The following is a 24,531-nucleotide window of genomic DNA, read 5'->3' on the forward strand; positions in this document are numbered from 1 at the left end:
TTTGTTCATATTCCGTTCATGCACATCCGTTATAGTATAAACAGTGATATAGGAGGAAAACATATGCCGAATAAACAACCAAAACCTAAAGGGAAATTCAGCTCATTCTTTTCATTAGTCAAAAAAACAAAACCATCATACGGTATGCTGGCCTTCGCGCTGTCTCTCAGTATTGTGACAACGCTCGTCAGCCTGCTGATTCCGCTATTGACAAAGCAGCTCGTTGACGGCTTTTCCATGTCGTCGCTGTCAGGCGTGCAAATCGGAATCATCGCAGCCGTGTTTATCGTACAGGCCGCATTAAGCGCCTACGCCACCTACGCCCTGAACTACAGCGGCCAGAAAATCATCTCGGGACTGCGTGATTTGTTGTGGCAGAAATTAATTAAACTGCCCGTCTCTTATTTTGACAAAAACGCCACGGGAGAAACGATCAGCCGTGTCACCAATGACACAATGGTGGTAAAAGAGCTGATCACAAACAATATCAGCGGATTTATTACCGGAATCATTTCCGTTATCGGGTCACTGACGATCTTATTTTTCATGAACTGGAAGCTCACATTGCTTGTGCTGATCGTCGTGCCGCTGGCTGCGGTGATTTTAGTGCCGATCGGCCGGAAAATGTTTAAAATTTCTCGGGAAACACAGGATGAAACGGCGAGATTCACCGGATTATTAAACCACATCCTCCCGGAAATCAGGCTTGTAAAAGCGTCAAACGCTGAAGAAGCGGAATACGGACGCGGAAAAGCAGGCATCATGGCACTCTTTAAACTCGGGCTGCGTGAGGCGAAGGTGCAGTCGCTCGTAGGCCCGCTTATTACACTTGTATTAATGGCGGCGCTGGTCGCTGTCATCGGGTACGGCGGGATGCAGGTGTCATCCGGTGAATTGACAGCCGGCGCACTCGTTGCCTTTATCCTGTATTTGTTTCAGATCATTATGCCGATGGGCCAGATCACTTCATTTTTCACACAGCTTCAAAAATCCGTCGGCGCAACGGAACGGATGATTCATATTCTTGCAGAAAAAGAAGAAGATATCCAAACCGGAAAAGCCATTGAAAACGCGGATCAGCCGATTAAGCTCGAACAAGTCTCATTCGGCTACAAAACAGATCAAACCATCTTAAAAGACATTACGGCTACGATTGAGGCCGGCAAAGTCACCGCGATCGTCGGACCGAGCGGCGGCGGAAAAACAACGTTATTTAAGCTGCTTGAACGATTCTACAATCCGACTGCGGGCAGCATCCTGCTCGGAAATGAACCGATTGATGCGTATTCCCTTGAGTCATGGCGGGAGCATATCGGCTACGTGTCGCAAGAAAGCCCGTTAATGTCAGGCACCATCCGCGACAATATCTGCTACGGATTAAAACGCGAGGTGACTGATGAGGAACTGAGGCAAGCGGCTGACATGGCCTACGCCCTGCAATTTATTGAAGACTTACCGAAGAAATTTGAAACCGAGGTCGGTGAGCGGGGAATTATGCTTTCAGGAGGACAGCGCCAGCGCATCGCCATTGCCAGAGCTCTCCTTCGTAACCCGAGCATTCTGATGCTTGATGAAGCGACATCAAGTCTGGACAGCCAATCTGAAAAATGGGTGCAGCAGGCGCTGGAAGTTCTAATGAAAGGCCGCACCACGATTGTGATTGCCCACCGTTTATCCACGGTTGTGGATGCAGATCAGCTTCTCTTTGTCGAACAGGGTGAAATCACCGGACGGGGCACACACCATGAATTAATGGCATCCCATTCGTTGTACCGCGATTTTGCGGAGCAGCAGCTGAAGCTGAATGCCGACTTAGAAAACAAAGCTGTGTAAAGCAAGACTTTATGAATAAAAAGCAGCTGAAAAAGCTGCTTTTTATTTTGCAGCCGGAATCCTATTCATTGGAAGCGAGGGTTAAATGATGAAAAAACGCACAAAGATTTTTTATTGTCACGCGGCCTTACTGCTCGTATTTATGACTGCCGGGTGTACGGGTGGTAACGATGAAGAGCCGAGCCATTCTTCAAGTCCGGCCGGAGAAAGCAGCGGCATCAAAAAGGCTGAAACAGCATCAGCGGCAGAAAAAAAAGAACCCGTAAACAAAGATTCACATCACGTCTCTGCGGACAAAAGCGAACCGGATAACATGTCGGCAGATTATTCTCCTCTGCAAATTGAATATGCCCGCATCTGGCTGCAGCTTGGGGAAAATCAGCAGATAGATGAATTGAACGTTCGCCGCATTCCGGCCGGAGCACTCGTCAACCCTGACGATCACACGAGCGCCCGCTATCCGGAAGATGTTACGCAGTTAGCAGGCTCCCGGTTAATCGATGGGTCAGTCACTTACAGCAGCAATGGTGACGGCACCATTCAGGTATACAATGTTCCTTTGCGCTGGGAGTCTCGTGAAGATACTGATCAAGGCGTAATGAAAGAAGTGACGGAGGAAATGATCCGCCATACAAAAAAAGTGTCTGTCGATACAGGAGACAATGAAAAAATAAGACGGTTAATAGACATCATGTCGATTCATTAAAAGAAGACAGGCAAAAAAGCAGAAGGAGGGATTTTCATGGCTGTCATATTGGTTGCGGATGATGACCGCCATATCCGTGAGCTTGTCCGCCTTATGATGGAGCAGAGCGGTTTTGACGTCGCAGAAGCGGAAGACGGGGAAGCGGCGGTGCGGCTGATCGAATCAGCACCTATAGATCTCATCATACTGGATGTGATGATGCCGAAAATGGACGGGTTTGAAGTCAGTGAAGCCGTCCGCAGCTTTACGGACATTCCGATTTTGATGCTGACGGCAAAAGGCGAAACGCTGGACAAAGTGCAAGGTTTTACTTCCGGAGCGGATGATTATCTCGTCAAACCGTTTGAGCCGCTTGAGCTGGAAGCAAGGGTCAAAGCATTGCTGAAACGGTACCGGATCACCGCTGAAAAACTGCTGACCATCGGAACGGTCACATTAGATAAGCAATCCCGCACCGTAACGCGCGGCGGCGGAGCGGGATTGACACTGCCCCGGCGTGAATTTGAGCTTTTATTTAAGCTCGCCGGTTATCCGAATAAGACGTTTTCAAGAGAACAATTAATAGAAGATATTTGGGGCTTTGATTATGAAGGTGACGAGCGGACGGTTGATGTGCATATTAAAAGGCTGAGAGAACGGTTTCCGGAAAAAGACTATCCGTTTGCCATCCATACGGTGCGGGGGCTCGGCTATCGGTTTGTGGTGACGGAATGAAACGGATCTTCAGAACGGCTGGAAAAATCATCATCCTTCTCACCGTCACCGCATTCTTATGGCTGGCGGCTCACCTGATCGTTCAGGGATTCGGTCTCATATGGCCGATTTTGCTTGTGCCCTACGCCGAGCAGATTCTGACGCTTTGGCTTGTTTTCGGCCTGCTGTTTATAACGATGTTTATCTTTTCAAAGTCAGCACGCGAAAGGCATCATGCGATCTGGGATTCGCTGACCGCCACGATCAAGCAAATGTCGAGCGGCAACTTCACAGCGGCCGCTTCCCGGAAAATGGAGAAGATTGAGCGGAACCACCCCGTGACGAAATTGGCTGATGAACTGTCGACACTCGCCGCGGAACTGAGTGAAATGGAAAAACTGAAACAAGAATTTATTTCGAACGTTTCCCATGAAATCCAAACCCCGCTTACTTCATTAAAGGGCTACGCGCATCTCCTGAAAAAACCGGATTTATCATATGAGGAGCGTGGGCGCTACTTACACATCATCGAAACAGAAACAGAACGATTATCAAAAATCAGTGAAAATCTGCTGAAGCTCACTGCGCTCGAACGCCAAACCGAACCGATACAAAAAAAACCGTTCCGCATTGACAAACAGCTGCGGCGCACCATATTGACCTGTGAGCCTGAGTGGTCCGCCAAACAGATTGAGTTTCTCATTGATTTACAGGAGTCGTATGTGTACGGAGATGAAGCGCTGCTCAGCCAAGTATGGATGAATCTGATTCACAATGCCGTAAAATTTACCGGTGAAGGCGGCCGCATTTCCGTTAAAATTGCAGATCTGCCGGGAGCGGCGGCTGTCGAAATCGCCGACGACGGAATCGGAATGGAGCCTGAACAGGCGGAGCGTGTATTTGAACGGTTTTATAAAGCGGATAAGGCGAGAAATGCAGGAGGAAGCGGGCTCGGCCTGTCCATCGCCCAAAAAATCGCAGAGCTGCACGGCGGTTCGATAGAGGTTGAGAGCAAGCGCGGCGAAGGAACCCTTTTCCGCGTCATTCTTCCAGCCGAGCCTCGTGAAAAAAACAGCTAAAATCTGGTCGAACCAGCCAGTAAAAAACGAAGCCGATCCTGTCTTTTGAACTATTGAGGCGAAACCGTTTTATGGTATACTACTGACGGTAATACGTATAAAACGGAGGATATTTGTGGGAAAACACACTTCTGAACAGAAAAAGCACGCGCAAATTGTCCAGCTGCTTCAGGATGGACAATATTTTTTTCATAAAGGCTTAAAAGCATATAGAGAGCGGAATTTAAAACGGGCCAGCAAACTGATTCAGCGGGCCGTCCACCTTGAGCCGAATGATTCCGAAATGCTGTCCCGGCTGGCCGTCATTTATTCTGAAATGGGCCACTACCAGCAGTCAAATGAGCTGTTCGACTTTATTTTGGTGAACCTGAAAGAAGAAATGCCCGAGTGTCATTACTTTAAAGCGAATAATTTCGCGCATTTGGGACTCTTTCAGGAAGCATACAAAGAAGCGGCGGCTTATTCAGATGCCGATCCGGACGGGGAATTCAGCGAAGAGATTGAAAGTCTGATGGAGCTTTTGGATTTCGGCGAAGCGGGTGAAAACGAATCGCTCTATGACCAGGATGAACTGCTGATCAGGCAGGATCGGGCAAAAACGCTTCTTGAGAGCGGCCAGCTTCATGAAGCGGTTGTCATGCTTGAAGAGATTACGGCCGATTACCCCGAGCTTTGGTCCGCATACAACAACCTGGCGCTCGCTTACTTTTACTCAGGCAATGTCACAAAAGCGAAACAAACGGTATTCGAAGTGCTTGAGAAAAATGAAGGCAATCTCCATGCCCTGTGCAACCTCCTTGTATTCTGCTATTACGAGAGGGAAGATGAAAAAGTCGGAGAATTGAGCGGAAAACTCGCCAATGTGTATCCGATTTTATTCGAACAGCGCTATAAGCTGGGGGCGACGCTTGCACTTGTCGGCAGACATGATCTCGGTTATAAATGGCTCCGTTCTCTTTACAAAAGCGGGTTTGAAGGCGACGAAACGTTTTATTACTGGCTTGCCGCTTCAGCCTACGGAACAGGCCGCACAGAATTTGCGGAAACCATTTGGAAAAAGGCCGAAGCCGAATTTCCCGAATCAGATCGGCCCGCGCCTTGGGCGGAGCGGCAGGAACCGCTGCCTGCTTCACTTGAACAGCGGCTTGCCGCCTATTATATCAGCAGCGCTGAAGGAGAGCGGAACCAGCTTGAAAAAGTTCTGACGGCAAAACGCGCCGTTTCACCGTTTGAACAAGATTTCGTCAGACTGCTGCTTTCCGGTGAAAAAGGCGCTTCAGGCGTCTCCGGTGATGCGCTGTTCACGTATCGGACGGTCAAGCTGCTGGAGAAAGCGGAAGCCGACAGTTTAAAAACTGACGTCATGAGCTGCTGGGTTTTTCACGTCATTCAGCACATCCGCGCCGCCGCTGCCGTACAGAATGAGCGGGCGTGGGCAGCAGCCATCGCATATGTATGGAAAGAAGCAAACGGCGAAAAAACGACGAAAAAAGAAACGGCAGCCGTTTACGGTATAACGCCGGCAACACTTTCGAAATACATCAGACAAATAGACGATATATTAGAATAAAACCGATTCTTTCTATATAAAGAGTCGGTTCTTTTTTTATCAGAAAGGGGCAAAACAGAACTTTACCGCCGAATAAAGAGGTATTCATACGTATTTTTTTGCTTTTCGAATCGAAATCAGGCCGTAATCACCGTTTATTTTGCAAAATATGAGATTTGCAATCACATTGAAATATAACTGTAATAAAAATTGTCGAAACATGATGGTATAATGAGTCTCGTACATAAGAGATTAGTTTATTTTACATGTGCTGTATAATCTATACCAATTTAAAAGATTTAAAGATTCATACATAAAAATCATCAGCCTCACGGGTATGTGAGGGAGCGTAACTTTGATGTTCATAATAGAATTCCAAATGAGAACAGGTTTAAAGTAAAAGGGAGGAAAGAAAAAGTGAAAAAGAGTTTATTAACACTTGGTTTGGCTTCCGTCATCGGGACAAGCAGTTTTTTGATCCCGTTTACAAAAACTGCATCGGCGGAAACATTAGACAGCAAAAAAGCAAAAATCGAAAGCAAGCAATCTGAGGTGGCTTCAAGCCTTGAAGCAAAAGAAAGAGAATTGTCTAAGCTTCAGGACAAGCAGGCTAAGATTGAAAAAGAACTGAAAGACATTAACGCTAAAGCGTTGGATACAAGCAATAAAATCGAAGATAAAAAAGCTGAAAACGAAAAAACGAAAAAGCAGATCGCTGATTTGAAAAAAGAAATCAAAGAAACAGAAGCGCGTATTGAAAAACGCAATGAAATCCTGAAAAAACGCGTTCGTTCTTTACAGGAAAACGGCGGTTCTCAAGGATACATAGATGTTCTTTTAGGGGCGACAAGCTTCGGAGACTTCATTTCCCGTGCGACTGCGGTATCTTCTATCGTTGACGCGGATAAAGAGCTGATCAAACAGCAGGAGCAGGATAAAGCGAAACTCGAAGACGCAGAAGCTGAACTTAACGTGAAGCTGAAAAAAGTTCAAGATGATCTTGCGAAACTTGAGTCTATGCAAAAAGACCTGAACAAACAGCTTGATCAGAAAGACAAGCTTTTCGACGAAGCGAAAAACGGTCAGAAAAAAGCGGCTTCCGCTATCTCTGATCTGAAAAAAGAAGCATCAAAGCTTGCAAACGAAAAAGCTGATACTGAAAAAGAACAGAAGCGCATTAAAGCTGAGCAGGCTGCAGCGGCTGCCCTGATCAAAAAACAGGAAGAAGCGCAAAAAGCTTCTGAAGACCAAAACCAAAAAGATGACAGCCAGCCGGCACCGGCGGTTAAAACTGTGAAAAAAGCGGCTGTTTCAACATCATCTGATTCATCTGACAGCTCAAGCAAACCGAAGAGCACTTCAGGCGGATCATCTCATAACAGCGGCGGTTCAGATGATTCTGACGGCGGATCTGTTATTTCAAATTCAGGCGGTATTGAAGGCGCGATCAGCGTAGGTTCAAGCCTTGTGGGTCAATCCCCGTACAAATTCGGCGGCGGACGCACTCAATCTGATATTAACAACCGTATTTTTGACTGCTCTTCATTCGTACGCTGGGCTTATGCTAACGCAGGCGTTAACCTCGGACCTGCAAGCGGCACAAACACAGATACATTAATCGGAAGAGGTAAAGCAGTAAGCGCGTCTGACATGAAACGCGGAGACTTAGTATTCTTCAATACGTATAAAACAAACGGCCACGTCGGCATCTACTTAGGTAATGGAACGTTCCTGAACGATAATACATCACACGGTGTATCCATTGATTCTATGAGCAACCCTTACTGGAAGAAAGCATTCAACGGCAATGTAAGACGTGTCGTGCAATAATGAATAAGACAAGGGCCTTCTATCCCGGAAGGCTCTTTCTTTATTTGTATACCCGCTCAGGAGCTGCCTAATCACGGTTTCTTAGAAAAATGAGCAAAAAAATAGCGAATTGCCCTCAGATTTAATAGGATATGGGTAAGGAATACGATTGATGGGGATTCTTAGTCATATAGGGTGCGCCCCATTTCGAAAAGGAGTGAATCATGGTGTCAGAAGAAAAAATTTATGATGTGATCATTATCGGCGCGGGTCCGGCGGGGATGACCGCTGCTGTTTACACATCACGAGCGAACTTATCCACATTAATGATCGAAAGAGGAATTCCGGGCGGCCAGATGGCCAACACGGAGGATGTTGAAAACTATCCGGGTTTTGAAAGCATTCTCGGCCCTGAACTTTCTAATAAAATGTTTGAACATGCGAAAAAATTCGGTGCGGAATATGCGTACGGCGATATTAAAGAAATCGTTGACGGCAAAGAATATAAAACGGTCAAAGCCGGTTCAAAAGAATATAAAGCGCGAGCCATCGTCATTTCTGCCGGAGCGGAATACAAAAAGATCGGCGTTCCCGGCGAAAAAGAACTGGGCGGCCGCGGCGTATCGTACTGCGCGGTTTGTGACGGCGCATTCTTTAAAAATAAAGAGCTTGTCGTTGTCGGCGGCGGAGACTCCGCCGTTGAAGAAGGCGTCTATCTGACACGCTTCGCTTCAAAAGTCACCATCGTTCACAGACGTGACAAATTGCGGGCGCAAAGCATTCTTCAGGCGCGTGCCTTTGACAATGAGAAAATTGACTTCAAATGGAACAAAACCGTAAAAGAAATCCATGAGGAAAACGGAAAAGTCGGTAAACTTACTCTTGTGGATACCGTGACGGGAGAAGAGGAAGAATTCAAAGCTGACGGCGTCTTTATTTATATCGGTATGCTTCCGCTTTCTAAACCGTTCGAAAACTTGGGCATCACAAATGAAGAAGGCTACATTGAAACAAACGCTCAAATGGAAACAAAAGTTCCAGGCATTTTCGCCGCGGGAGACATCCGTGAAAAAACGCTCCGCCAGATCGTAACGGCGACAGGCGACGGAAGTATTGCGGCTCAAAGCGTTCAGCATTATGTGGAAGAGCTTGAGGAAACGCTCAAAACCGTTAAATAATCACTGTAATGTTCAGTTTTTGAATCGTTACTGTGTTTTAATTACGCTGTAACACGGGTGAAACACTGATGTCTTAAGATGAATGTAGTAATTGACCCCCTTTTTAATGAATACACTTTGGCACGGATTCCAGTATCCGTGCCCTTTTTTTGCGATTTTCTGTTTTCTGTCAAATAAAAGAAAAGGATGTCGGTGTCTCTGCATTGTGAGAGACATGCCGAAACGGTATAATGAAGAGACGATGATTTGTTGAGAAGGTTAGGTGACGTACTTGTGCAAAGAGTGACAAATTGTGTGCTGCAGACAGATGATCAGGTTCTCCTTCTCCAAAAGCCGAGACGGGGCTGGTGGGTCGCGCCCGGCGGGAAGATGGAAAGCGGCGAATCCGTCAGAGATTCCGTCATCAGAGAGTACAGAGAAGAGACGGGCATTTATATACTAAATCCGCAGTTAAAAGGCGTGTTTACCTTTATTATTAAGGAACAGGAACAAATCGTGTCAGAGTGGATGATGTTTACTTTCGTCGCCGACTCGTACACGGGGCGGAATGTCGCTGAATCAGAGGAAGGCGTTCTGAAGTGGCATGACGTAAAAGATATCCACAGCCTTCCGATGGCCCCCGGAGACGGGCATATCCTTGATTTTATGATCAAGGGCCAAGGGCTTTTGCACGGCACCTTTACGTATACGCCGGACTTCGAGCTGCTCAGCTATCGTTTAGATCCGCAGCTTATCAAATAAAAGAAAGACCGCAGGGGGGAGAAAGATGAGTATGAATGAAAACCATGATATTCAGCTCGTCATCATTACGGGAATGTCTGGAGCGGGGAAAACCGTCGCCATTCAAAGCTTTGAGGATCTCGGCTATTTTTGCGTCGACAATCTGCCGCCTTCCTTGCTGCCGAAATTTTTGGAGCTGATGAAAGAATCAAGTTCAAAAATGAGCAAGGTCGCGCTTGTCATGGATCTGCGGGGACGTGAATTTTTTGACAGGCTGATTGAGGCGCTGGACGAAATGGCGGAAAATCCGTGGATTACACCGCGCATTCTCTTTTTAGACGCTAAGGATTCCATCCTTGTGACGAGATACAAAGAAACGAGGCGTTCTCACCCGCTGGCCGCTACCGGGCTTCCTCTCGAAGGAATCGCGCTGGAACGCCAGCTGCTTGAAGAATTGAAAGGGCGCTCTCAGCTGATCTATGACACATCGGATATGAAACCGCGTGATCTGCGTGAAAAAATCGTGGCGCATTTCGCCACGAACCAAGGTGAAACATTTACAGTGAACGTGATGTCATTCGGTTTCAAATACGGGCTTCCGATAGATGCCGACCTCGTGTTTGATGTAAGGTTTCTGCCGAATCCGTTCTACATTGAAAGCATGAGGCCGCTTACGGGGAAAGATGAGGAAGTGTCATCCTATGTGATGAAGTGGAACGAAACACAAAAGTTTATTGAAAAGCTTGTTGATCTGCTCGGCTTTATGCTTCCGTCTTATAAGCGGGAAGGTAAAAGCCAGCTTGTCATCGCGATCGGCTGTACGGGCGGCCAGCACCGCTCCGTCACGCTCGCTGAGTATTTGGCTGACTATTTTAAAAAAGATTTCTATACTCATGTCACTCACCGGGACATTGAAAAGAGAAGCCGGAAATGAATAAGAAGCCGAAAATCGCAATCTTCGGCGGCGGAACGGGTCTGTCCGTGCTGCTTCGGGGGTTAAAGCATAAGCCCGTTGATATTACGGCGATTGTGACAGTTGCTGATGACGGCGGAAGTTCAGGCCGTCTGCGGGATGAACTTCAAATTCCGCCGCCGGGTGACATCCGTAACGTACTGGCCGCTTTGTCAGATGTTGAGCCGCTCGTTGAAAATCTGTTTCAGCACCGTTTCAACAAAGGAAGCGACTTAACCGGACATTCGCTCGGCAATTTGATTTTGGCAGCGATGACAAATATAACCGGTGATTTCTTTCACGCTGTCACCGAAATGAGCAAGGTGCTGAATGTCCGCGGCAGAGTGCTGCCGGCTGCCAACACCAGTGTCGTTCTTCACGCTGAAATGGAGGACGGGCAGGTCGTCTCCGGAGAATCGACAATCCCTTCTTACGGCCAGCGGATTAAACGGGTGTTTCTTACGCCTGAAAAAATTGATCCGCTCCCGGAAACGATTGACGTCATCCGTCAGGCCGATTTAATCATTATCGGTCCGGGAAGCCTGTACACAAGCATTCTTCCGAATCTGCTCGTACCGAAAATCGGAGAGGAAGTCGTCAAGGCTGCGGCCAAAAAAGTATATATATGCAACGTCATGACGCAGCCCGGAGAGACGCTGCAATACAGTGCGGCCGACCATGTCAAGGCGCTGAACGATCATATGGAGCAGCCGTTTATCGACACGATCTTAATCAACAACGAGGAGATCCCTGACGAAATCAAAAGCAAATATGCGAAAGAGCTGGCCCGGCCCGTCGACTTCAATGTTGAAAAGCTGAAATCCATGGGGCTTGAGGTCATCAGGGATCAGATTATCACGTATAAAAATGGCGTAATCCGTCACGATACACATAAAGTGGCTTCTCTTCTTGTCGATTTATTAAGGGACTAGAGGCCTTTTGAAATGAGGTGGCTAATATGTCATTTGCATCGGAAACAAAAAAAGAACTGACGAACCTGGAAGTGAAGGACTGCTGCGCCAAGGCGGAGCTGTCCGCGCTGATTCGGATGAACGGTTCACTGTCATTTTCAAACCGCCATCTCGTGCTTGACGTTCAAACCGAAAATGCGGCGATTGCCCGCCGCATTTATACATTGCTGAAGAAACAATATGATGTATCGGTCGAACTGTTAGTCAGAAAAAAAATGCGGCTGAAAAAAAACAATGTTTATATTGTGCGCTTTTCTGAAAATGCAAAGCTGATTTTAGAGGAATTGAAAATCCTCGGAGAGAACTTTGTATTTGAACGGAATATTTCTGAGGAACTGGTGGCGAAACGCTGCTGCAAACGTTCTTATATGAGAGGGGCGTTTTTGGCGGGGGGATCTGTGAATAATCCCGAAACATCGTCGTACCACTTGGAAATCTTCTCGCTTTATAAGGAACATAACGATTCATTATGCGCGCTGCTGAATGAATTTCATCTGAACAGCAAAACGCTTGAACGGAAAAAAGGCTATATTACGTATTTAAAAGAGGCGGAAAAAATCACTGAATTTCTGAATGTCATCGGCGCTCACAATTCACTGCTGCGTTTTGAAGATGTGCGGATTGTCAGAGATATGAGAAACTCAGTGAACCGCCTCGTCAATTGTGAAACAGCAAACTTAAACAAAACCATCGGTGCTTCGCTCAGACAGGTGGAAAATATTAAATACATTGATGAACGGATCGGTCTTGAAGCGCTGCCGGAAAAGCTTCGCGAAATTGCGCAGCTGCGGATTGATTATCAGGAGGTCACGCTGAAAGAACTGGGGGAAATGGTTGCAAGCGGGAAAATCAGCAAATCCGGCATCAATCACAGGCTGAGAAAGCTCGATGAAATCGCAGAACAGCTGCGTACAGGACAAAGCATCACTTTGAAATAACCGTACAGAAAAGGGGAGATCTTATGGTTCAGGAGAAAGTGGAAGTGCGTTTAAAGACGGGATTACAGGCGCGCCCCGCTGCATTGTTTGTACAGGAGGCAAATCGTTTTGCATCAGATGTGTTTCTTGAGAAAAACGGCAAGAAAGTGAATGCCAAAAGCATTATGGGATTAATGAGTCTGGCGGTCAGCACGGGGACGGAAGTCACTCTGATCGCTGAAGGCGACGATGAAAAGGAAGCGCTGGAAAAGTTGTCCGCTTATGTGCAGGAAGAAGTGTAAACACTTTGTAAGGGGGACGGAACGATGAATGAGTTTCTGAAAGATTGTTATCAAACGATAGGCTGGGAAAAGGATTCCCTCGATTTCAGCAACCTGCCGGAGTTTTTAAAGGCGCTCGCATATCGGTTTCCGTTTGAAAATCGCGCGGTTTTGTCCAAAAAAGAATATGACGTCACGAAAGAAGGACTGTGGCGGCACATGGTGAAGGAACCTCATGGCGGCCTTTGTTATGACTTGAACGGACTGCTTTATTTCATCCTGAAAGATGCCGGATTTGATGTCAAATTGATCCGCGGAACGGTCTGGAAAAACGGCTGGGCGCTGCCCGGCACACATGCGGCCGTACTTCTTTCCGCCGGGGGGAATGAGTACATCGCTGATGCAGGCTTCGGCCTCAATCTCGCCATGCAGCCTGTGCCGATGTCGGGAGACGAGACGGTATCAGCGGCCGGAGCGTTCCGCGTGAGGATAGAAGAGACGGAATTCGGGACATACCTGCTTGAAATGAACAAAGGGGACGGCTGGCAGACAGGTTACGCATTTTCCCTTGAAGAAATCGATGAAAAGGACCTCAAGTCTATGAAACAAACAATCTTTGAACATGAACGCTCTCCTTTCAACAAACGCCTGCTTGCTTCTAAGCGGACACCGGAAGGGCACATGGTTCTGTCTGAACGCAATATAACAATAAAAAAACACGATGGCACGGCGGAAAACAGCAGAATAGACCGATCAGAGTTTGAAGAAAAATTTACTGCTCATTTTATATGAAGCTCGCAGGTTCTCTGCAAAAAAAACGGCCTCCGCAGGGAAGCCGTTTTTTGTATGTGTTTATCTCATTTTTGTAAAGGTTTTATAATGATCTGTCGTCTTATAAATCAGCCAGTCGCTTGAGTAAAGAATCCGGTCTGAATTTCTGAAGCCTGATGTATAGTTAATATCCGCTTCACGCCACGTCCGTCCGCTTTTGGCAGGGAGTTTGCCTTCCCTGTTTGAGAAGATGTCTCCGCCGATGCTTTTCCCCGGAGCGACGTCTGCAAGATTCCCCTTTGATGCCACCCAGCCGAGGGCCTGCGCTTCTGACTTTTTAATGTAATTATCAGGAAGCCTATGATAAGTCTGAAGATAATCCGCAACCCCGTCAAACGTGTTGATAACCTGTGCTTCAGTGTGCGCCTTGTGAGAAGATGTATCCGTCTTGGCAGCCGTGGAAAACAGCATCCCCGCCGCGGAGAACAGCACCAGCAAACAAACGGAAATCCACGATAATCGTTTTTTCAAAGCAATACCTCCCATTTTTATCATGTGAAGCTGATTCCTTTTCATTGTATCAGCATCGAGAGAAAGGAATAGAAAGAATTTAAAAATAGTCCTTTTGATCTAGCGAAAAATAAACCCCGGCTGAAACGGCCGGGGTTTTTCATCTCATTGAAATTCCTTCGTGAGGTTTTTCGGCGTTTTTCCGTATACGGCGTCTATCATGTTTTGTGCGGCCTGCTTGAACATATTCAAACGGATTTTTGCCGTTGCTGACCCGATATGCGGAAGCAATGTGACGTTTTCCAGCTGCAGGAGCGGATTGTCTTCGGCGATCGGCTCTTTTTCAAACACATCTAAACCGGCGCCTTTTATCCAGCCCTCCTGCAATGCGCGGATGAGCGCTTTCTCATCAACCGTCTTTCCCCGGGAAATATTGACGAAACATGCCGTATCTTTCATATATTTAAATTCCCGCTCTCCCATCATATGATACGTTTCGTCAGTAAGCGGCGTAATTAAAAGCACAAAGTCTGATGTTTTCAGCAGTGTATCTAAGTCGGCATATGTAACCCCGAGTTCCTTCTCAGCGTCCGGTTTTCTGCTGCGGTTATAATACAGCACGTCCATATCGAAGCCGAATTTTGCCCGTTTGGCAGCTTGTTCACCGATTCTGCCCATGCCGATAATTCCTAATGTCTGATGGTGGACATCCATACCGAAAAGAGATTCTTCCTCAACGGTTCCCCATTTGCCGGCGCGGACGAATCGATCCAATTCGGCAACCCGTCTGGCGGAAGACAGGATTAATGAAAAAGCCAGATCAGCGACAGTGTCATCTAAGGTGTACGGCGTATGCGTGCCGACAACCCCGCGTCTTTTCATTTCTTCAATATTAAAATTATCATAGCCGACAGAATTATTGCTGACGACCTTCAGCTTCGGCGCGTGATCCAGTAAATCACTGTCAATCGCCGTTCCGGATGTCAGCAGCCCTTCAGCATCTTTCATTTTTTCGTACAGTTCCTCTTTTGGAATGGTATCTTCTTTCCAGATGTCATACCGGCAATGCTCGCCTATCATTTGTTCGACTTCCGGCGGTATCGGTTTCGCGATGAATACATAGGGTTTCAACGGGCTTCTCCTCCTTTGTCTTTCTTCTCTATTTTATTATATAAGAGAAGCGGTAACGTGAGAAATATTCAAACGCATTACGATAAATTTCTGGTTCTTTTGAACTTAAAATGAAAGAAAAAGAAATGTACATGCTTGATTTCTCCAAACAATAACAGAATCCGCCTATATTTCTGAAGGCAAAATGAGCGGAACCGCTGTTTTCAAAAGCTTTATAGGTTGGTGTAAAGATAAATTTTATTATTTTTGAAAGATATAAATGAACATAATCTGAATTTACAGTCAAATTATCGTGTCTTTTTTTGAAAGCGCTTTTGAGGCCTTTTTCTGTGCTATAATTCCTTACTGTAAGCTGGGTAAGAAGGCTTGCAATACAATCGGATGGGAGATGAATAGAAAAATGGTTTCTTTATCAAGCATTTTGGAGCACAACCAGCAGTTTGTCCAAGAAAGGAAATATGAACCTTACCAAACGACAAAATTCCCGAAAAAAAAGCTTGTCATCGTATCCTGTATGGATACAAGGCTGACGGAGCTTCTGCCGCAGGCGATGGGACTCAGAAACGGCGATGCCAAAATCATAAAAAACGCGGGAGCCATTGTTTCTCACCCATTTGGAAGTGTCATGCGGAGCATTTTGGTTGCCGTTTATGAACTGCAGGCAGAGGAAGTCTGCATCATAGGTCACCGCGAGTGCGGAATGTCGGGATTAAATGCGGCTTCCATATTAAATAAAGCGAAAGAGCGCGGCGTGGAGGACAAATGTCTCAGCCTTCTGCAGCATGCGGGAGTCGATTTGGAAACATGGCTGACCGGTTTTCACAGCGTCGAAGAAAGCGTGGCCCACAGCGTGAATATGGTCAGGCATCATCCGCTCTTGCCTGAAGAGGTGCCGGTGCACGGGCTGGTGATCGATCCGGGGACGGGGACGCTGGATGTAGTCGTTGACGGTTATGAAACAGTCAAAGGAGGATGCAGCTGACGATGCAATTTACCGGCAGATATCAGGGATACAATTTGCAGAAATTTCAGAAAGACCTAATCGCGGGAATTGTGGTGGGAATTGTAGCGATTCCACTGGGAATGGCCTTTGCCATCGCCTCGGGGGTCGGTCCGGAATACGGGCTTTACACCGTTATTGTGGCCGGAATTCTGATTTCGCTGTTGGGCGGCTCTAAATATCAGATCGGCGGGCCTACGGGGGCGTTTGTTCCCATTTTATTTGCCATTGTGATGCAGTATGGTTTTGAGAATTTACTTGTAGCCGGTTTTATGGCAGGCGTCATGCTCGTCCTGTTTGGCGTATTTAAGCTCGGAAAGATTATGAAATTCGTGCCGAAGCCGGTGATCGTCGGATTTACGGCCGGAATCGCGGTGCTGATTTTCTCGGAGCAGATTGCCCATTTTCTCGGTCTGCGCGATATCCAAAAGCATGAAAGCTTTATCCTCAACATTGCCGAAATCGGCAAGAAGATCGGAACCCTTAATTTATACAGCATCCTCATCGCGGGAATTGCTTTGGCCATTTTGCTGTTATCAGCCAGGCTGATGCCGAAGATTCCGGGCGCGCTTGTGGCGCTGCTTGTCTCTACAGCCGCGGCGGTCGTGTTTTTTCCTGACAAAATGGCGACAATCGGTTCTGCTTACGGGGAAATCCCGCGGCAGCTTCCGGCTTTCCAGCTTCCTGATTTCTCAATCGATAACATGATCATGATGTTTCCGTCGGCTCTGATCATTGCGCTTCTCGGCGGACTTGAGTCCATATTATCGGCGATGGTCGCGGACAATATGAAAGGATCACGGCATGACAGCAATAGGGAGCTTGTCGGGCAGGGCATCGCCAATATGGCAGCGCCGCTTTTCGGCGGTATACCGGCAACGGGAGCGATTGCGCGGACCGCAACAAATATTAAAAACGGCGCAGTTTCTCCGATTTCCGGTGTTGTCCACGGAGTCACCGTCCTCCTCGTCCTGCTCGTCTTCGCCCCGCTTGCAGTTCACGTACCGCTGGCAAGCATGGCGCCGGTATTGATGGTTGTGGCTTGGAACATGAGTGAGCGGAGGGAAGTCGCCAATATGATGCGGCTGAAAAACACTGATTCATTCGTACTGGCGGCAACCTTTTTGCTGACGGTTCTGTTTGATTTAATCATCGGCGTTTCTGCCGGTCTCGTGCTCGCTTTTGTTTTCTTTATCAGGAAAATGAGCGAATCAACACGTATCAAAACACCGCATGCCGCTGTCAAATCGGTTAAAAATGATTCGTCCGTCAGCACATATTCCATTGAAGGGCCGCTGTTTTTCGGTTCAATTGATTCACTGGAAACATCGCTGCTGGAGAGGCTTCAGGAAAAGCCGAAGACGCTTATTCTGCTGATGAATAATGTACATTACATGGATACCTCCGCAGAAGCGGTGCTGGGGAATGTGATGAACCGGATCAAACGGCATAACGGGAGATTGATGATCGTCGGATTGCAATCACAGCCGAGAGAGCTGATCCGGAAGACGGGGCTGTTTCATAAAATCGGGAAACAGCATTTCTTTGAGCATCAGGACGAGATAACGGGATAAATTCAGATACGGCCTGTCCATGAAAAAGCGGACAGGCCGTGTTTTTATTCGGTTTCAAAGCGCTTGATCAGTTTTTCCTGATGGGCTTTCATCGCATCTTCTAACGTGATGCCGTACTTATCGGCAAGGATGGCCAGATTTCCGAGGACGTCACCCATTTCTTCAATCAGCTCCTGCCTGCGTTCAGCCTGGGTCGCGTCTTTTTCATCCGGCCGGTCTCTGCCGATTTCATATGCTCTTACCGCTCGGGCGAGCTCACCCGCCTCTTCCATTAAAAAACCGATTCTGATAAATGGCCCGTACGCCGTCCATCCTCGTTTTTCATAAAAATCTTTCGTCCATTGTTCTGCTTCAGCCATCTGCATGTGAAACACTCCTTATGTCCTGTATGATTCTTATTGATATTATCATATAGAGATGGGACAATATATAGTGTGTTTTGATTTATTGATGTACATATATAGATGCGGAGATGAAAAAATGAAAACCATTTGTGTATTTGCGGGGTCAAACCCGGGGGTAAATGAAGAGTACAAACGCAAAGCGGCCGAACTGGGTGAATATATGGCGGAGCAGGGAATCGGCCTTGTTTACGGCGGTTCACGGGTCGGTCTGATGGGAACCGTCGCCGATGCGTTAATGGCAGGCGGCGGAAAAGCTGTCGGCGTCATGCCGAGCGGGCTGTTCAGCGGAGAGATTGTTCATCAGAATCTTACGGAACTGATTGAAGTCAGCGGTATGCATGAGCGGAAAGCGAAAATGAGTGAACTTGCCGATGGGTACATTGCCATGCCCGGCGGCTTCGGAACATATGAAGAGTTGTTTGAAGTGCTATGCTGGGCGCAAATCGGCATTCATCAAAAACCGATCGGACTGTACAATGTGAACGGGTATTTTGAGCCGATGATGAAGATGGTCAAGTACAGCATTCAGGAAGGATTTTCGAATGAGTCTCATTTAAAACTGATACACAGTTCCTCCCGGCCGGATGAGCTGATTGAGCAGATGAATCGGTATACATACCCGATTTTAGATAAGAAATGGCGGGAATTGTAAGGTGGAGGTCTGAAATTATGTTTCGGCGGCTGCATCTGATCCATTCTGATGGAAAATTCTCCGCCTATAGAATACCTTTTCTTTCTGGAAATCGTTTTCTCTTTCTCATGCGTATCACACCTTTCTTCATGATAAGACATATGTATGAGAATAAGATGAGAAAGAGAATGCTGTTGGGGTTGAAAGAAGAACATCCATTTCCTCAGAGGAGATGGATGTTTTGCGGTTTCCAGACTGTATGCGTTTACAACTTTTGTTGCACGAATGTTTCCTCCGATATGAAATCATCCTGCTGCATCTTTTGTTTTTTTGAACTGATTCCAAATATACCGACTGTCAGTGCACAAAGAAACCAGCAGCCTGTAAAAAACAAGAATACACTTAAAAATCCGTAGCCTGAATACAGGAAACTGACGACAAAGGGACCGGCTACATTCGCAAGACGTCCTACGCCGTAAGTGAGACCATTTCCAGAGGCCCTGGCTTCAACCGGATATAATTCCGGCGTATAGGCATATGCGATCGAACTGAACGTACGCTCAAACATATGCATGAGAAATCCGCATATGACAATGACCATCGGCAAAGGATTGATGCCGTAAAAGAATCCAAGCGCCATAATAATTAACGATAAAACAGAAATGGCCCACTTTCGATCCACACGGTCAGAGATTTGCGACGCAATGAGAGCGCCCAGCGGGGCACCGATCGTTCCCAGAGTGACGTATACGATAGACTCATCCATTGATACGCCTTCTTTTACCAAAAGGGTGGGAACCCACGTGCCAAAGCCTTGAATTGCAATCGTGGAAGCTGCCCACATCGTCATTAAAACAAAAGTTCTTCCTGCCAAAGGCTTTTGAAATAACGTCCGATATGGAACGGATTTTACAGCGGTTTGTCTGCTTCGCAGAGCCGGAGCTGGTTCAGGCAGTTCACCCTTTTCTTTTTCTGCTTTTGCCTCCAGTTCAAGCAGAATGCGGTGTGCTTGTTCGCTTTTTCCTTTCGTGTCCAGCCATTTCGGTGATTCTTCCAGTTTTCTGGCGATCAGCGGAAAAAAAATACCGACCGCGCCGAATAGAAAGATAAACCGCCAGCCGTAAGAGGCGGACGGCACGACCAATTTAGCCACCCAGCCGGCTGCAGGAATTCCGCATATGCCGATTGTAATACAGATTGCCTGGTATTTACCCTTAGTTGCGGATGGGAAAAATTCGCTGATATACGTACTTGCCACAATCGTTGTGGCGCCGATACCCAAACTCGTAAGAAATCTAAAAACACCGAGTATTTCTGGGTTCCAAGCCAGAGAAGAGAGGAGGGAGAAGAAAGAGAAAAAAGTGACAACCAGAATTAAACCTTTTTTCCTTCCGAAACGGTCTGAAAACCATCCTCCGGCAGAGGCACCGATAAACATTCCGAAATAGGAGACAGACGTAATAAAAGCGATGGTATGAGTCGAAATGTTCCATTCCTTTAAAAGTGAAGGCGCCGCATATGAAAACGTATTTAAATCGATAAAATCAAAAAAGTAAGCGAATGAAAGGATAACGAGCACTGCTTGATGGGCCCTTGAAAAAGGCAGTCTGTTTAATCGATTAGACGCATTTACATTGATCATCTCGCATTCCTCCGTTTATCTTTGACTTGTCTGAAGACTGGTATTAACCAATGTGATTCAGCGTATTCAGGTTGTAACTTTGCTTTGTAAACACATAGCCTTCAGAGATTTTTCTTGCTGTGCGTACTACTTTAATCGTTGTTCCATCCGGATCAGCATCTGCCTCGGTTTCTAAAATGCCGCTTGGATGTCCCAATCGAATCGTTCTGCCATAGAATGAAAATTCAGATAATATTGTATCCTGCAATAGCATGCCGGCAGTCGTACATACCGCCCCTGTAATGGCTAAAGCTTGATGCGGTTTTTGCATGGACATCATACGAATGACAAGATCCATCTCTTCTGCGTGTCTCTTTATCCCTTTTGTATCAATATAATCCGCTGGAGACGAGATTAAAGTCAGTTTTGGTACGGCCGGTGATTTTGCAGCAGCCTCATGTCTCGGAGCGAATCTGCATTTCTCGGCTGCAATTGATCGGATCATTTCGAGCTTTTCCAATATATCCGGAGTATATTCATCCGGAAGTTCTAAGCCGGTAAGCCCCGTGTCCTCTGCTTTTACAAAGACAAGCGGATTGGCGTAATCAATAATCGATACGGAGATATTCCCATACGGTGTATCGAGAACATCAATAGGCTGACCGGTCGGAAACAGTTTACCGGTCACCGCCCCTTCAGCCTGGTGAAATGAAAGATAAATAGGAGAAGCTGTACCTGGAACCCCGGGGATAGAGCAGTCCCCCTGGTAATGAAATGTTCCATTTCTGACTTCAACTTCTGCTGCGATCACTTTTTGAGTGTTTGTATTTAACATTCTGACTTTTGTAACCGGCTCTTCAGCTTGAACGAGCCCTTTCTCAATAGCATAAGGGCCTACGGCAGAAGAGATATTTCCGCAATTGCCTTTGAAGTCGGTAAAATGGTCAGTCAAACTGACCTGAGCAAACGTATACTCAACATCTGCATCCTTTCTGTCGGATTTCTTAATAATGGCTGCCTTGCTTGTGAGTGAATGGCCGCCGCCGAGACCGTCAATTTGTCTCTCGTCAGGGCTCCCCATAATGTCTAAAAGAAAATCGCTCCATAGGTTTGTATCGTCTGGCATGTCTTTTTGATGAATAAAAACGCCTTTGCTGGTGCCGCCTCTCATGACGGTTACAGGAACTTTTTCCATGCTGTCTCATCCTTACATCATTTTGTGTGGATAAAAAGGTACCGGTCCCTTTGGAAAATATCGTATGATAAATAAGGATTATAAGTAAAACATATAATTTTTATAAAGTTGAATAAAAAACTTTTATAATAGGAGGAAATTTTATAGCAGAAAAATATTTTGGGGGATTTCATATGGATGAAAAGGATTGGATTGTGCTCATTACATTATTCGAAGAAAAAAATATGACGAAGGCGGCAGAGCGATTATATATGACACAGCCGGCGTTAAGTTATCGGCTCAAAAACCTGGAAGCACAATTCGGAGTGCGCCTTTTTTATAAAAGAAAAAAAGGGATGGAGTTCACTTCAGAAGGTGAACATCTGGTTGATTATTCGAAAGAGATGCTGCAGGAATTCAGAAGAGTGAAGGATGATATGCTCAATATGAGCCATGAAGTCAGCGGGGTTCTCAGATTAGGAGTCTCAAGCAATTTTGCTCAGTATAAGCTCCCGGCGATTCTAAAACGGTTTTCTGATCAGTATCCATCTGTTCAATTCCACGTCAATACGGGATGGAGTGCGAAGGTGATGGATCTGCTTCATCATTCGGGGGTACACCTTGGGATTATGAGGGGAGATTATGATTGGCAAGGGAAAAAACAACTGCTAAATGAAGAGAGACTGTACCTTATTTCAAAAACTGAAATCAACAGTGAGGACCTTCCCAAATTGCCGATGATTTATTATCAAACTGATGCTTCTTTGAAAAGTTTGATTCAAAAATGGTGGAATAACCAATTTACCGAACCGCCTTTCATTGCGATGGAGGTAGACAGGCAGGAAACCTGTAAAGAGATGGTGAAAAACGGTCTCGGTTATTCTGTTGTGCCGGAAATCTGTCTTCAGCCTTCTGATGAATTATACACATTGGCGCTATCCTATAAAAATAACGAGCCTGTGATACGCGATACTTGGCTTATGTATAATTCTTCAGCGTTAGAATTATCTGTCGTCAAAGCATTCATTACTTTTTTGAATGGGAATAAAGCATAAAAAAACCTGCAAGAGACATCAGCTCTTGCAGGTTTTTTGGCATTACTTCTGGTCTTCTGTATTGCGTGTCAGCACTTTATCGATTAAGCCGTATTCTAAGGCTTCATCAGCTGATTTGAAGTTGTCGCGGTCTGTATCGCGCTCAATGACTTCAAGCGGCTGGCCGGTACGTTCAGCAAGCACTTTGTTTAATTTGTCGCGAAGCAAGAGAATGCGTTTTGCCGCGATTTCAATTTCTGTCGCCTGTCCTTGCGCTCCGCCAAGCGGCTGGTGAATCATAACTTCACTGTTAGGAAGCGCGTAACGTTTGCCTTTTTCTCCGGCTGCAAGTAAAAATGCTCCCATAGAAGCGGCCATACCGATGCAGATCGTGGATACTTTCGGTTTAATGAACTGCATTGTATCATAGATTGCCATGCCGGCAGTGATTGATCCGCCAGGGCTGTTAATGTAAATGGAAATATCTTTTTCAGGGTCTTCCGCTTCAAGGAATAAAAGCTGTGACACGATGGAGTTCGCAACGTTGTCATCAATCGCAGATCCAAGCATGATAATACGGTCCTTCAAAAGACGGGAGTAAATGTCATAAGCTCTTTCTCCGCGGTTCGTTTGTTCAATGACTGTAGGTATTAAATTCATAATGCTCCTCCTTCACCTTTTAGGTAAGTATGTATTTACATGATACATTTTTGGTCAATAAAGGTCAAACAAAACGCTGACCAAAATGCCAACCTTTTCTTCTAACACCATTTTTCCCATAAAACAAAAAGTTCAAACAGCAAAGTGGAAATGAGGATGATCAGCGCCGGAGCCTTGAGAAAATGATATGGCCGGAGCGCTCAAAATAGACCGCAATCGCGTCGCTACGTACGGCTGAACGGTCTGACTACGTTGTCCGCCCTTCCAAAAGCCGTACCGGCAAATACGTTTCCAGCGGCAAATCATCAAATTCGCCTTCAATTTCTTTTGCTAAAATCTCGATGGCTGTTTTGGAAATCAATTCAATCGGCTGCTGGATGGTTGCCAAGTCCGGCAGAACCGATTGAACGGTTTCAGTGCCGTCATAACCGATCACTTTTAATTGATTCGGGATGTCCATTCCCCGTTTTTTGGCCTCGGTCATCACTGCAGCCGCCATGATATCATCGCTGGCAAAAATTCCGTCGGTGTCAGGCTGTTCATCGAATAATGTTGAAATAATGTCATGGTAATGCTGATAAAAGGGTACTTCATATGTAATAGGCTTCCGTCCGTGTTCATGCATGACGTCTTCGTATGCTTTTCTTCTGAGGTTTGCCGGTGTTTCGAGTTCAATCGGGCCGTTGATATGGACGATGTGCCGGCACCCTTTTTCAATCAGCAGTTCTGCCGCCTTTTTTCCGCCGTCATAGTTGTCTGAGCCGACGACGGGAATCGTGTCCGATAAGTAATGATCAATGGCGACAATCGGCAGATTTTGCTTGTGATCATTGAGAATTCCCCGGTTGTAAGTCACGGCGATCACGCCGTCCACTTGGTTTCTTATCAGCATCTCCAAATATTTTTCTTCCTTATCCTTTCGATGTAAACTGTTGCAAAGCAGCAGTTTGTAGCCCATGGACGTACAAATGCTTTCAATATGAAAGGCGAGTTCGCCGAAAAACGGGTTGCTGGAGTTTGGGATGATAAGCCCTATTAAATTGGTTCGTTTTCGGAATAAAGAGCGGGCCAGATCGTTTGGAAAGTAATTGATTTCTTCCATCGCCTTGTACACTTTTTCTTTTGTTTTTTCGCTGATATAGCCGCGGTTATTTAATACCCGCGAAACGGTTGTAGATGAAACTCCCGCTATTTTCGCAACATCATGAATGTTAGGCTTCATTCCCGTGCCCTCCTGCTTACTGAAATGGCTTACAATTTCCGTCACGCACTTATTTTAGAGAATCAGGCTGACATGTGCAAGGACATTCCATGTTTCTGTTTTCATATAAAG

24 protein-coding genes are annotated in these 24,531 nt (G+C 46.3%); 17 read left to right on the top strand and 7 right to left on the bottom strand.

All coding sequences use genetic code 11. The annotated features are described in order from the left end of the window. The first annotated feature begins 63 nt into the window (after positions 1-63). From SB24_RS12700 to SB24_RS12760, 13 genes are all read left to right on the top strand, one after another. On the top strand, positions 64-1,833 hold the full coding sequence (locus SB24_RS12700) for an ABC transporter ATP-binding protein (RefSeq protein WP_012118541.1): 1,770 nt from the start codon (positions 64-66) through the stop codon (positions 1,831-1,833). Positions 1,834-1,921: 88 nt separating this feature from the next. Then, positions 1,922-2,539, top strand: a complete 618-nt coding sequence (locus tag SB24_RS12705; RefSeq protein ID WP_039255029.1) for a hypothetical protein — start codon at positions 1,922-1,924, stop codon at positions 2,537-2,539. A gap of 36 nt (positions 2,540-2,575) precedes the next feature. Then, a complete protein-coding gene (locus SB24_RS12710) occupies positions 2,576-3,253 on the top strand; it encodes a response regulator transcription factor (protein ID WP_020956400.1) in 678 nt (225 codons plus the stop codon). Then, on the top strand, positions 3,250-4,311 hold the full coding sequence (locus SB24_RS12715) for a sensor histidine kinase (protein WP_020956399.1): 1,062 nt from the start codon (positions 3,250-3,252) through the stop codon (positions 4,309-4,311). Before SB24_RS12710 ends, SB24_RS12715 begins: the two co-directional genes overlap by 4 nt. 115 nt (positions 4,312-4,426) lie before the next feature. After that, positions 4,427-5,881, top strand: a complete 1,455-nt coding sequence (locus SB24_RS12720) for a tetratricopeptide repeat protein (protein WP_039253712.1) — start codon at positions 4,427-4,429, stop codon at positions 5,879-5,881. 396 nt (positions 5,882-6,277) lie between these two features. Further along, positions 6,278-7,690 carry a peptidoglycan DL-endopeptidase CwlO gene (locus SB24_RS12725; RefSeq protein WP_007407424.1) on the top strand — a complete coding sequence of 471 codons (1,413 nt, stop codon included), beginning with the start codon at positions 6,278-6,280 and terminating at the stop codon, positions 7,688-7,690. 206 nt (positions 7,691-7,896) lie between these two features. After that, positions 7,897-8,847 carry a thioredoxin-disulfide reductase gene (gene trxB, locus SB24_RS12730; protein WP_094032595.1) on the top strand — a complete coding sequence of 317 codons (951 nt, stop codon included), beginning with the start codon at positions 7,897-7,899 and terminating at the stop codon, positions 8,845-8,847. 273 nt (positions 8,848-9,120) lie between these two features. After that, a complete protein-coding gene (locus SB24_RS12735; protein ID WP_003151491.1) occupies positions 9,121-9,588 on the top strand; it encodes an 8-oxo-dGTP diphosphatase in 468 nt (155 codons plus the stop codon). Positions 9,589-9,613: 25 nt separating this feature from the next. Continuing rightward, complete coding sequence (gene rapZ, locus SB24_RS12740) at positions 9,614-10,501, top strand: RNase adapter RapZ (RefSeq protein WP_012118535.1); 888 nt, start codon at positions 9,614-9,616, stop codon at positions 10,499-10,501. Then, on the top strand, positions 10,498-11,451 hold the full coding sequence (locus tag SB24_RS12745; protein WP_007407422.1) for a gluconeogenesis factor YvcK family protein: 954 nt from the start codon (positions 10,498-10,500) through the stop codon (positions 11,449-11,451). Before rapZ ends, SB24_RS12745 begins: the two co-directional genes overlap by 4 nt. A 26-nt stretch (positions 11,452-11,477) precedes the next feature. After that, on the top strand, positions 11,478-12,428 hold the full coding sequence (gene whiA, locus SB24_RS12750; RefSeq protein ID WP_007407421.1) for a DNA-binding protein WhiA: 951 nt from the start codon (positions 11,478-11,480) through the stop codon (positions 12,426-12,428). A 23-nt stretch (positions 12,429-12,451) separates the two neighbouring features. Next, positions 12,452-12,709 carry an HPr family phosphocarrier protein gene (locus SB24_RS12755; protein WP_012118534.1) on the top strand — a complete coding sequence of 86 codons (258 nt, stop codon included), beginning with the start codon at positions 12,452-12,454 and terminating at the stop codon, positions 12,707-12,709. 24 nt (positions 12,710-12,733) lie between these two features. Further along, positions 12,734-13,480, top strand: a complete 747-nt coding sequence (locus tag SB24_RS12760) for an arylamine N-acetyltransferase family protein (RefSeq protein ID WP_007407420.1) — start codon at positions 12,734-12,736, stop codon at positions 13,478-13,480. Between the two features lie 60 nt (positions 13,481-13,540). Here SB24_RS12760 and SB24_RS12765 read toward each other — a convergent pair whose 3' ends face one another. Both SB24_RS12765 and SB24_RS12770 read right to left on the bottom strand, forming a co-directional pair. Beyond that, complete coding sequence (locus SB24_RS12765; protein WP_223255352.1) at positions 13,541-13,930, bottom strand: ribonuclease; 390 nt, start codon at positions 13,928-13,930, stop codon at positions 13,541-13,543. A gap of 204 nt (positions 13,931-14,134) precedes the next feature. Next, positions 14,135-15,049 (bottom strand): 2-hydroxyacid dehydrogenase, encoded by a 915-nt coding sequence (locus tag SB24_RS12770; RefSeq protein ID WP_231102361.1) that lies wholly within the window; start codon positions 15,047-15,049, stop codon positions 14,135-14,137. Between the two features lie 451 nt (positions 15,050-15,500). Here SB24_RS12770 and SB24_RS12780 point away from each other — a divergent pair, with 451 nt between their 5' ends. After that, positions 15,501-16,082 (top strand): beta-class carbonic anhydrase, encoded by a 582-nt coding sequence (locus tag SB24_RS12780; protein WP_003151503.1) that lies wholly within the window; start codon positions 15,501-15,503, stop codon positions 16,080-16,082. Positions 16,083-16,084: 2 nt separating this feature from the next. Further along, on the top strand, positions 16,085-17,674 hold the full coding sequence (locus SB24_RS12785) for a SulP family inorganic anion transporter (protein ID WP_039255032.1): 1,590 nt from the start codon (positions 16,085-16,087) through the stop codon (positions 17,672-17,674). Positions 17,675-17,718: 44 nt separating this feature from the next. Here SB24_RS12785 and SB24_RS12790 read toward each other — a convergent pair whose 3' ends face one another. Continuing rightward, a complete protein-coding gene (locus tag SB24_RS12790; RefSeq protein ID WP_003151506.1) occupies positions 17,719-18,039 on the bottom strand; it encodes a MazG nucleotide pyrophosphohydrolase domain-containing protein in 321 nt (106 codons plus the stop codon). A 115-nt stretch (positions 18,040-18,154) separates the two neighbouring features. On the opposite strand from SB24_RS12790, the gene SB24_RS12795 reads away from it, so the two are divergent. After that, positions 18,155-18,730 carry an LOG family protein gene (locus tag SB24_RS12795; RefSeq protein ID WP_015387658.1) on the top strand — a complete coding sequence of 192 codons (576 nt, stop codon included), beginning with the start codon at positions 18,155-18,157 and terminating at the stop codon, positions 18,728-18,730. A gap of 244 nt (positions 18,731-18,974) precedes the next feature. On the opposite strand, the gene SB24_RS12800 is transcribed toward SB24_RS12795, so the two are convergent. Then, entirely contained in the window at positions 18,975-20,351 is a 1,377-nt protein-coding gene (locus SB24_RS12800; RefSeq protein WP_015240656.1) for an MFS transporter, read from the bottom strand. Between the two features lie 43 nt (positions 20,352-20,394). Then, entirely contained in the window at positions 20,395-21,525 is a 1,131-nt protein-coding gene (locus tag SB24_RS12805) for a 2-methylaconitate cis-trans isomerase PrpF family protein (RefSeq protein ID WP_033575188.1), read from the bottom strand. A gap of 173 nt (positions 21,526-21,698) precedes the next feature. Between SB24_RS12805 and SB24_RS12810 the strand changes: the two genes are divergently transcribed. Then, positions 21,699-22,559: a LysR family transcriptional regulator gene (locus SB24_RS12810; protein ID WP_033575187.1), complete on the top strand. Its 861-nt coding sequence runs from the start codon at positions 21,699-21,701 to the stop codon at positions 22,557-22,559. A gap of 42 nt (positions 22,560-22,601) precedes the next feature. Here SB24_RS12810 and clpP read toward each other — a convergent pair whose 3' ends face one another. Both clpP and SB24_RS12820 read right to left on the bottom strand, forming a co-directional pair. Then, positions 22,602-23,198 (bottom strand): ATP-dependent Clp endopeptidase proteolytic subunit ClpP, encoded by a 597-nt coding sequence (gene clpP / locus SB24_RS12815; protein ID WP_003151513.1) that lies wholly within the window; start codon positions 23,196-23,198, stop codon positions 22,602-22,604. Between the two features lie 247 nt (positions 23,199-23,445). Next, positions 23,446-24,420, bottom strand: a complete 975-nt coding sequence (locus tag SB24_RS12820) for a LacI family DNA-binding transcriptional regulator (protein ID WP_039253726.1) — start codon at positions 24,418-24,420, stop codon at positions 23,446-23,448. Between the last annotated feature and the right edge of the window lie 111 nt (positions 24,421-24,531).

It is taken from the genome of Bacillus sp. Pc3 (assembly GCF_000815145.1).
Taxonomy (GTDB): Bacteria; Bacillota; Bacilli; order Bacillales; family Bacillaceae; genus Bacillus; species Bacillus velezensis.

Excerpts from the sequence above, each read along its gene's own strand:
- SB24_RS12820 (WP_039253726.1), bottom strand. The coding sequence starts at position 24,420 with ATGAAGCCTAACATTCATGATGTTGCGAAAATAGCGGGAGTTTCATCT.
- SB24_RS12760 (WP_007407420.1), top strand. The coding sequence starts at position 12,734 with ATGAATGAGTTTCTGAAAGATTGTTATCAAACGATAGGCTGGGAAAAG.
- SB24_RS12800 (WP_015240656.1), bottom strand. The coding sequence starts at position 20,351 with ATGATCAATGTAAATGCGTCTAATCGATTAAACAGACTGCCTTTTTCA.
- SB24_RS12745 (WP_007407422.1), top strand. The coding sequence starts at position 10,498 with ATGAATAAGAAGCCGAAAATCGCAATCTTCGGCGGCGGAACGGGTCTG.
- SB24_RS12785 (WP_039255032.1), top strand. The coding sequence starts at position 16,085 with ATGCAATTTACCGGCAGATATCAGGGATACAATTTGCAGAAATTTCAG.
- whiA (WP_007407421.1), top strand. The coding sequence starts at position 11,478 with ATGTCATTTGCATCGGAAACAAAAAAAGAACTGACGAACCTGGAAGTG.
- SB24_RS12710 (WP_020956400.1), top strand. The coding sequence starts at position 2,576 with ATGGCTGTCATATTGGTTGCGGATGATGACCGCCATATCCGTGAGCTT.
- rapZ (WP_012118535.1), top strand. The coding sequence starts at position 9,614 with ATGAGTATGAATGAAAACCATGATATTCAGCTCGTCATCATTACGGGA.
- SB24_RS12805 (WP_033575188.1), bottom strand. The coding sequence starts at position 21,525 with ATGGAAAAAGTTCCTGTAACCGTCATGAGAGGCGGCACCAGCAAAGGC.
- clpP (WP_003151513.1), bottom strand. The coding sequence starts at position 23,198 with ATGAATTTAATACCTACAGTCATTGAACAAACGAACCGCGGAGAAAGA.
- SB24_RS12770 (WP_231102361.1), bottom strand. The coding sequence starts at position 15,049 with ATGATAGGCGAGCATTGCCGGTATGACATCTGGAAAGAAGATACCATT.
- SB24_RS12705 (WP_039255029.1), top strand. The coding sequence starts at position 1,922 with ATGAAAAAACGCACAAAGATTTTTTATTGTCACGCGGCCTTACTGCTC.
- SB24_RS12780 (WP_003151503.1), top strand. The coding sequence starts at position 15,501 with ATGGTTTCTTTATCAAGCATTTTGGAGCACAACCAGCAGTTTGTCCAA.
- SB24_RS12810 (WP_033575187.1), top strand. The coding sequence starts at position 21,699 with ATGGATGAAAAGGATTGGATTGTGCTCATTACATTATTCGAAGAAAAA.
- SB24_RS12765 (WP_223255352.1), bottom strand. The coding sequence starts at position 13,930 with ATGCTGTTTTCCACGGCTGCCAAGACGGATACATCTTCTCACAAGGCG.
- SB24_RS12700 (WP_012118541.1), top strand. The coding sequence starts at position 64 with ATGCCGAATAAACAACCAAAACCTAAAGGGAAATTCAGCTCATTCTTT.
- SB24_RS12795 (WP_015387658.1), top strand. The coding sequence starts at position 18,155 with ATGAAAACCATTTGTGTATTTGCGGGGTCAAACCCGGGGGTAAATGAA.
- SB24_RS12790 (WP_003151506.1), bottom strand. The coding sequence starts at position 18,039 with ATGCAGATGGCTGAAGCAGAACAATGGACGAAAGATTTTTATGAAAAA.
- SB24_RS12715 (WP_020956399.1), top strand. The coding sequence starts at position 3,250 with ATGAAACGGATCTTCAGAACGGCTGGAAAAATCATCATCCTTCTCACC.
- SB24_RS12755 (WP_012118534.1), top strand. The coding sequence starts at position 12,452 with ATGGTTCAGGAGAAAGTGGAAGTGCGTTTAAAGACGGGATTACAGGCG.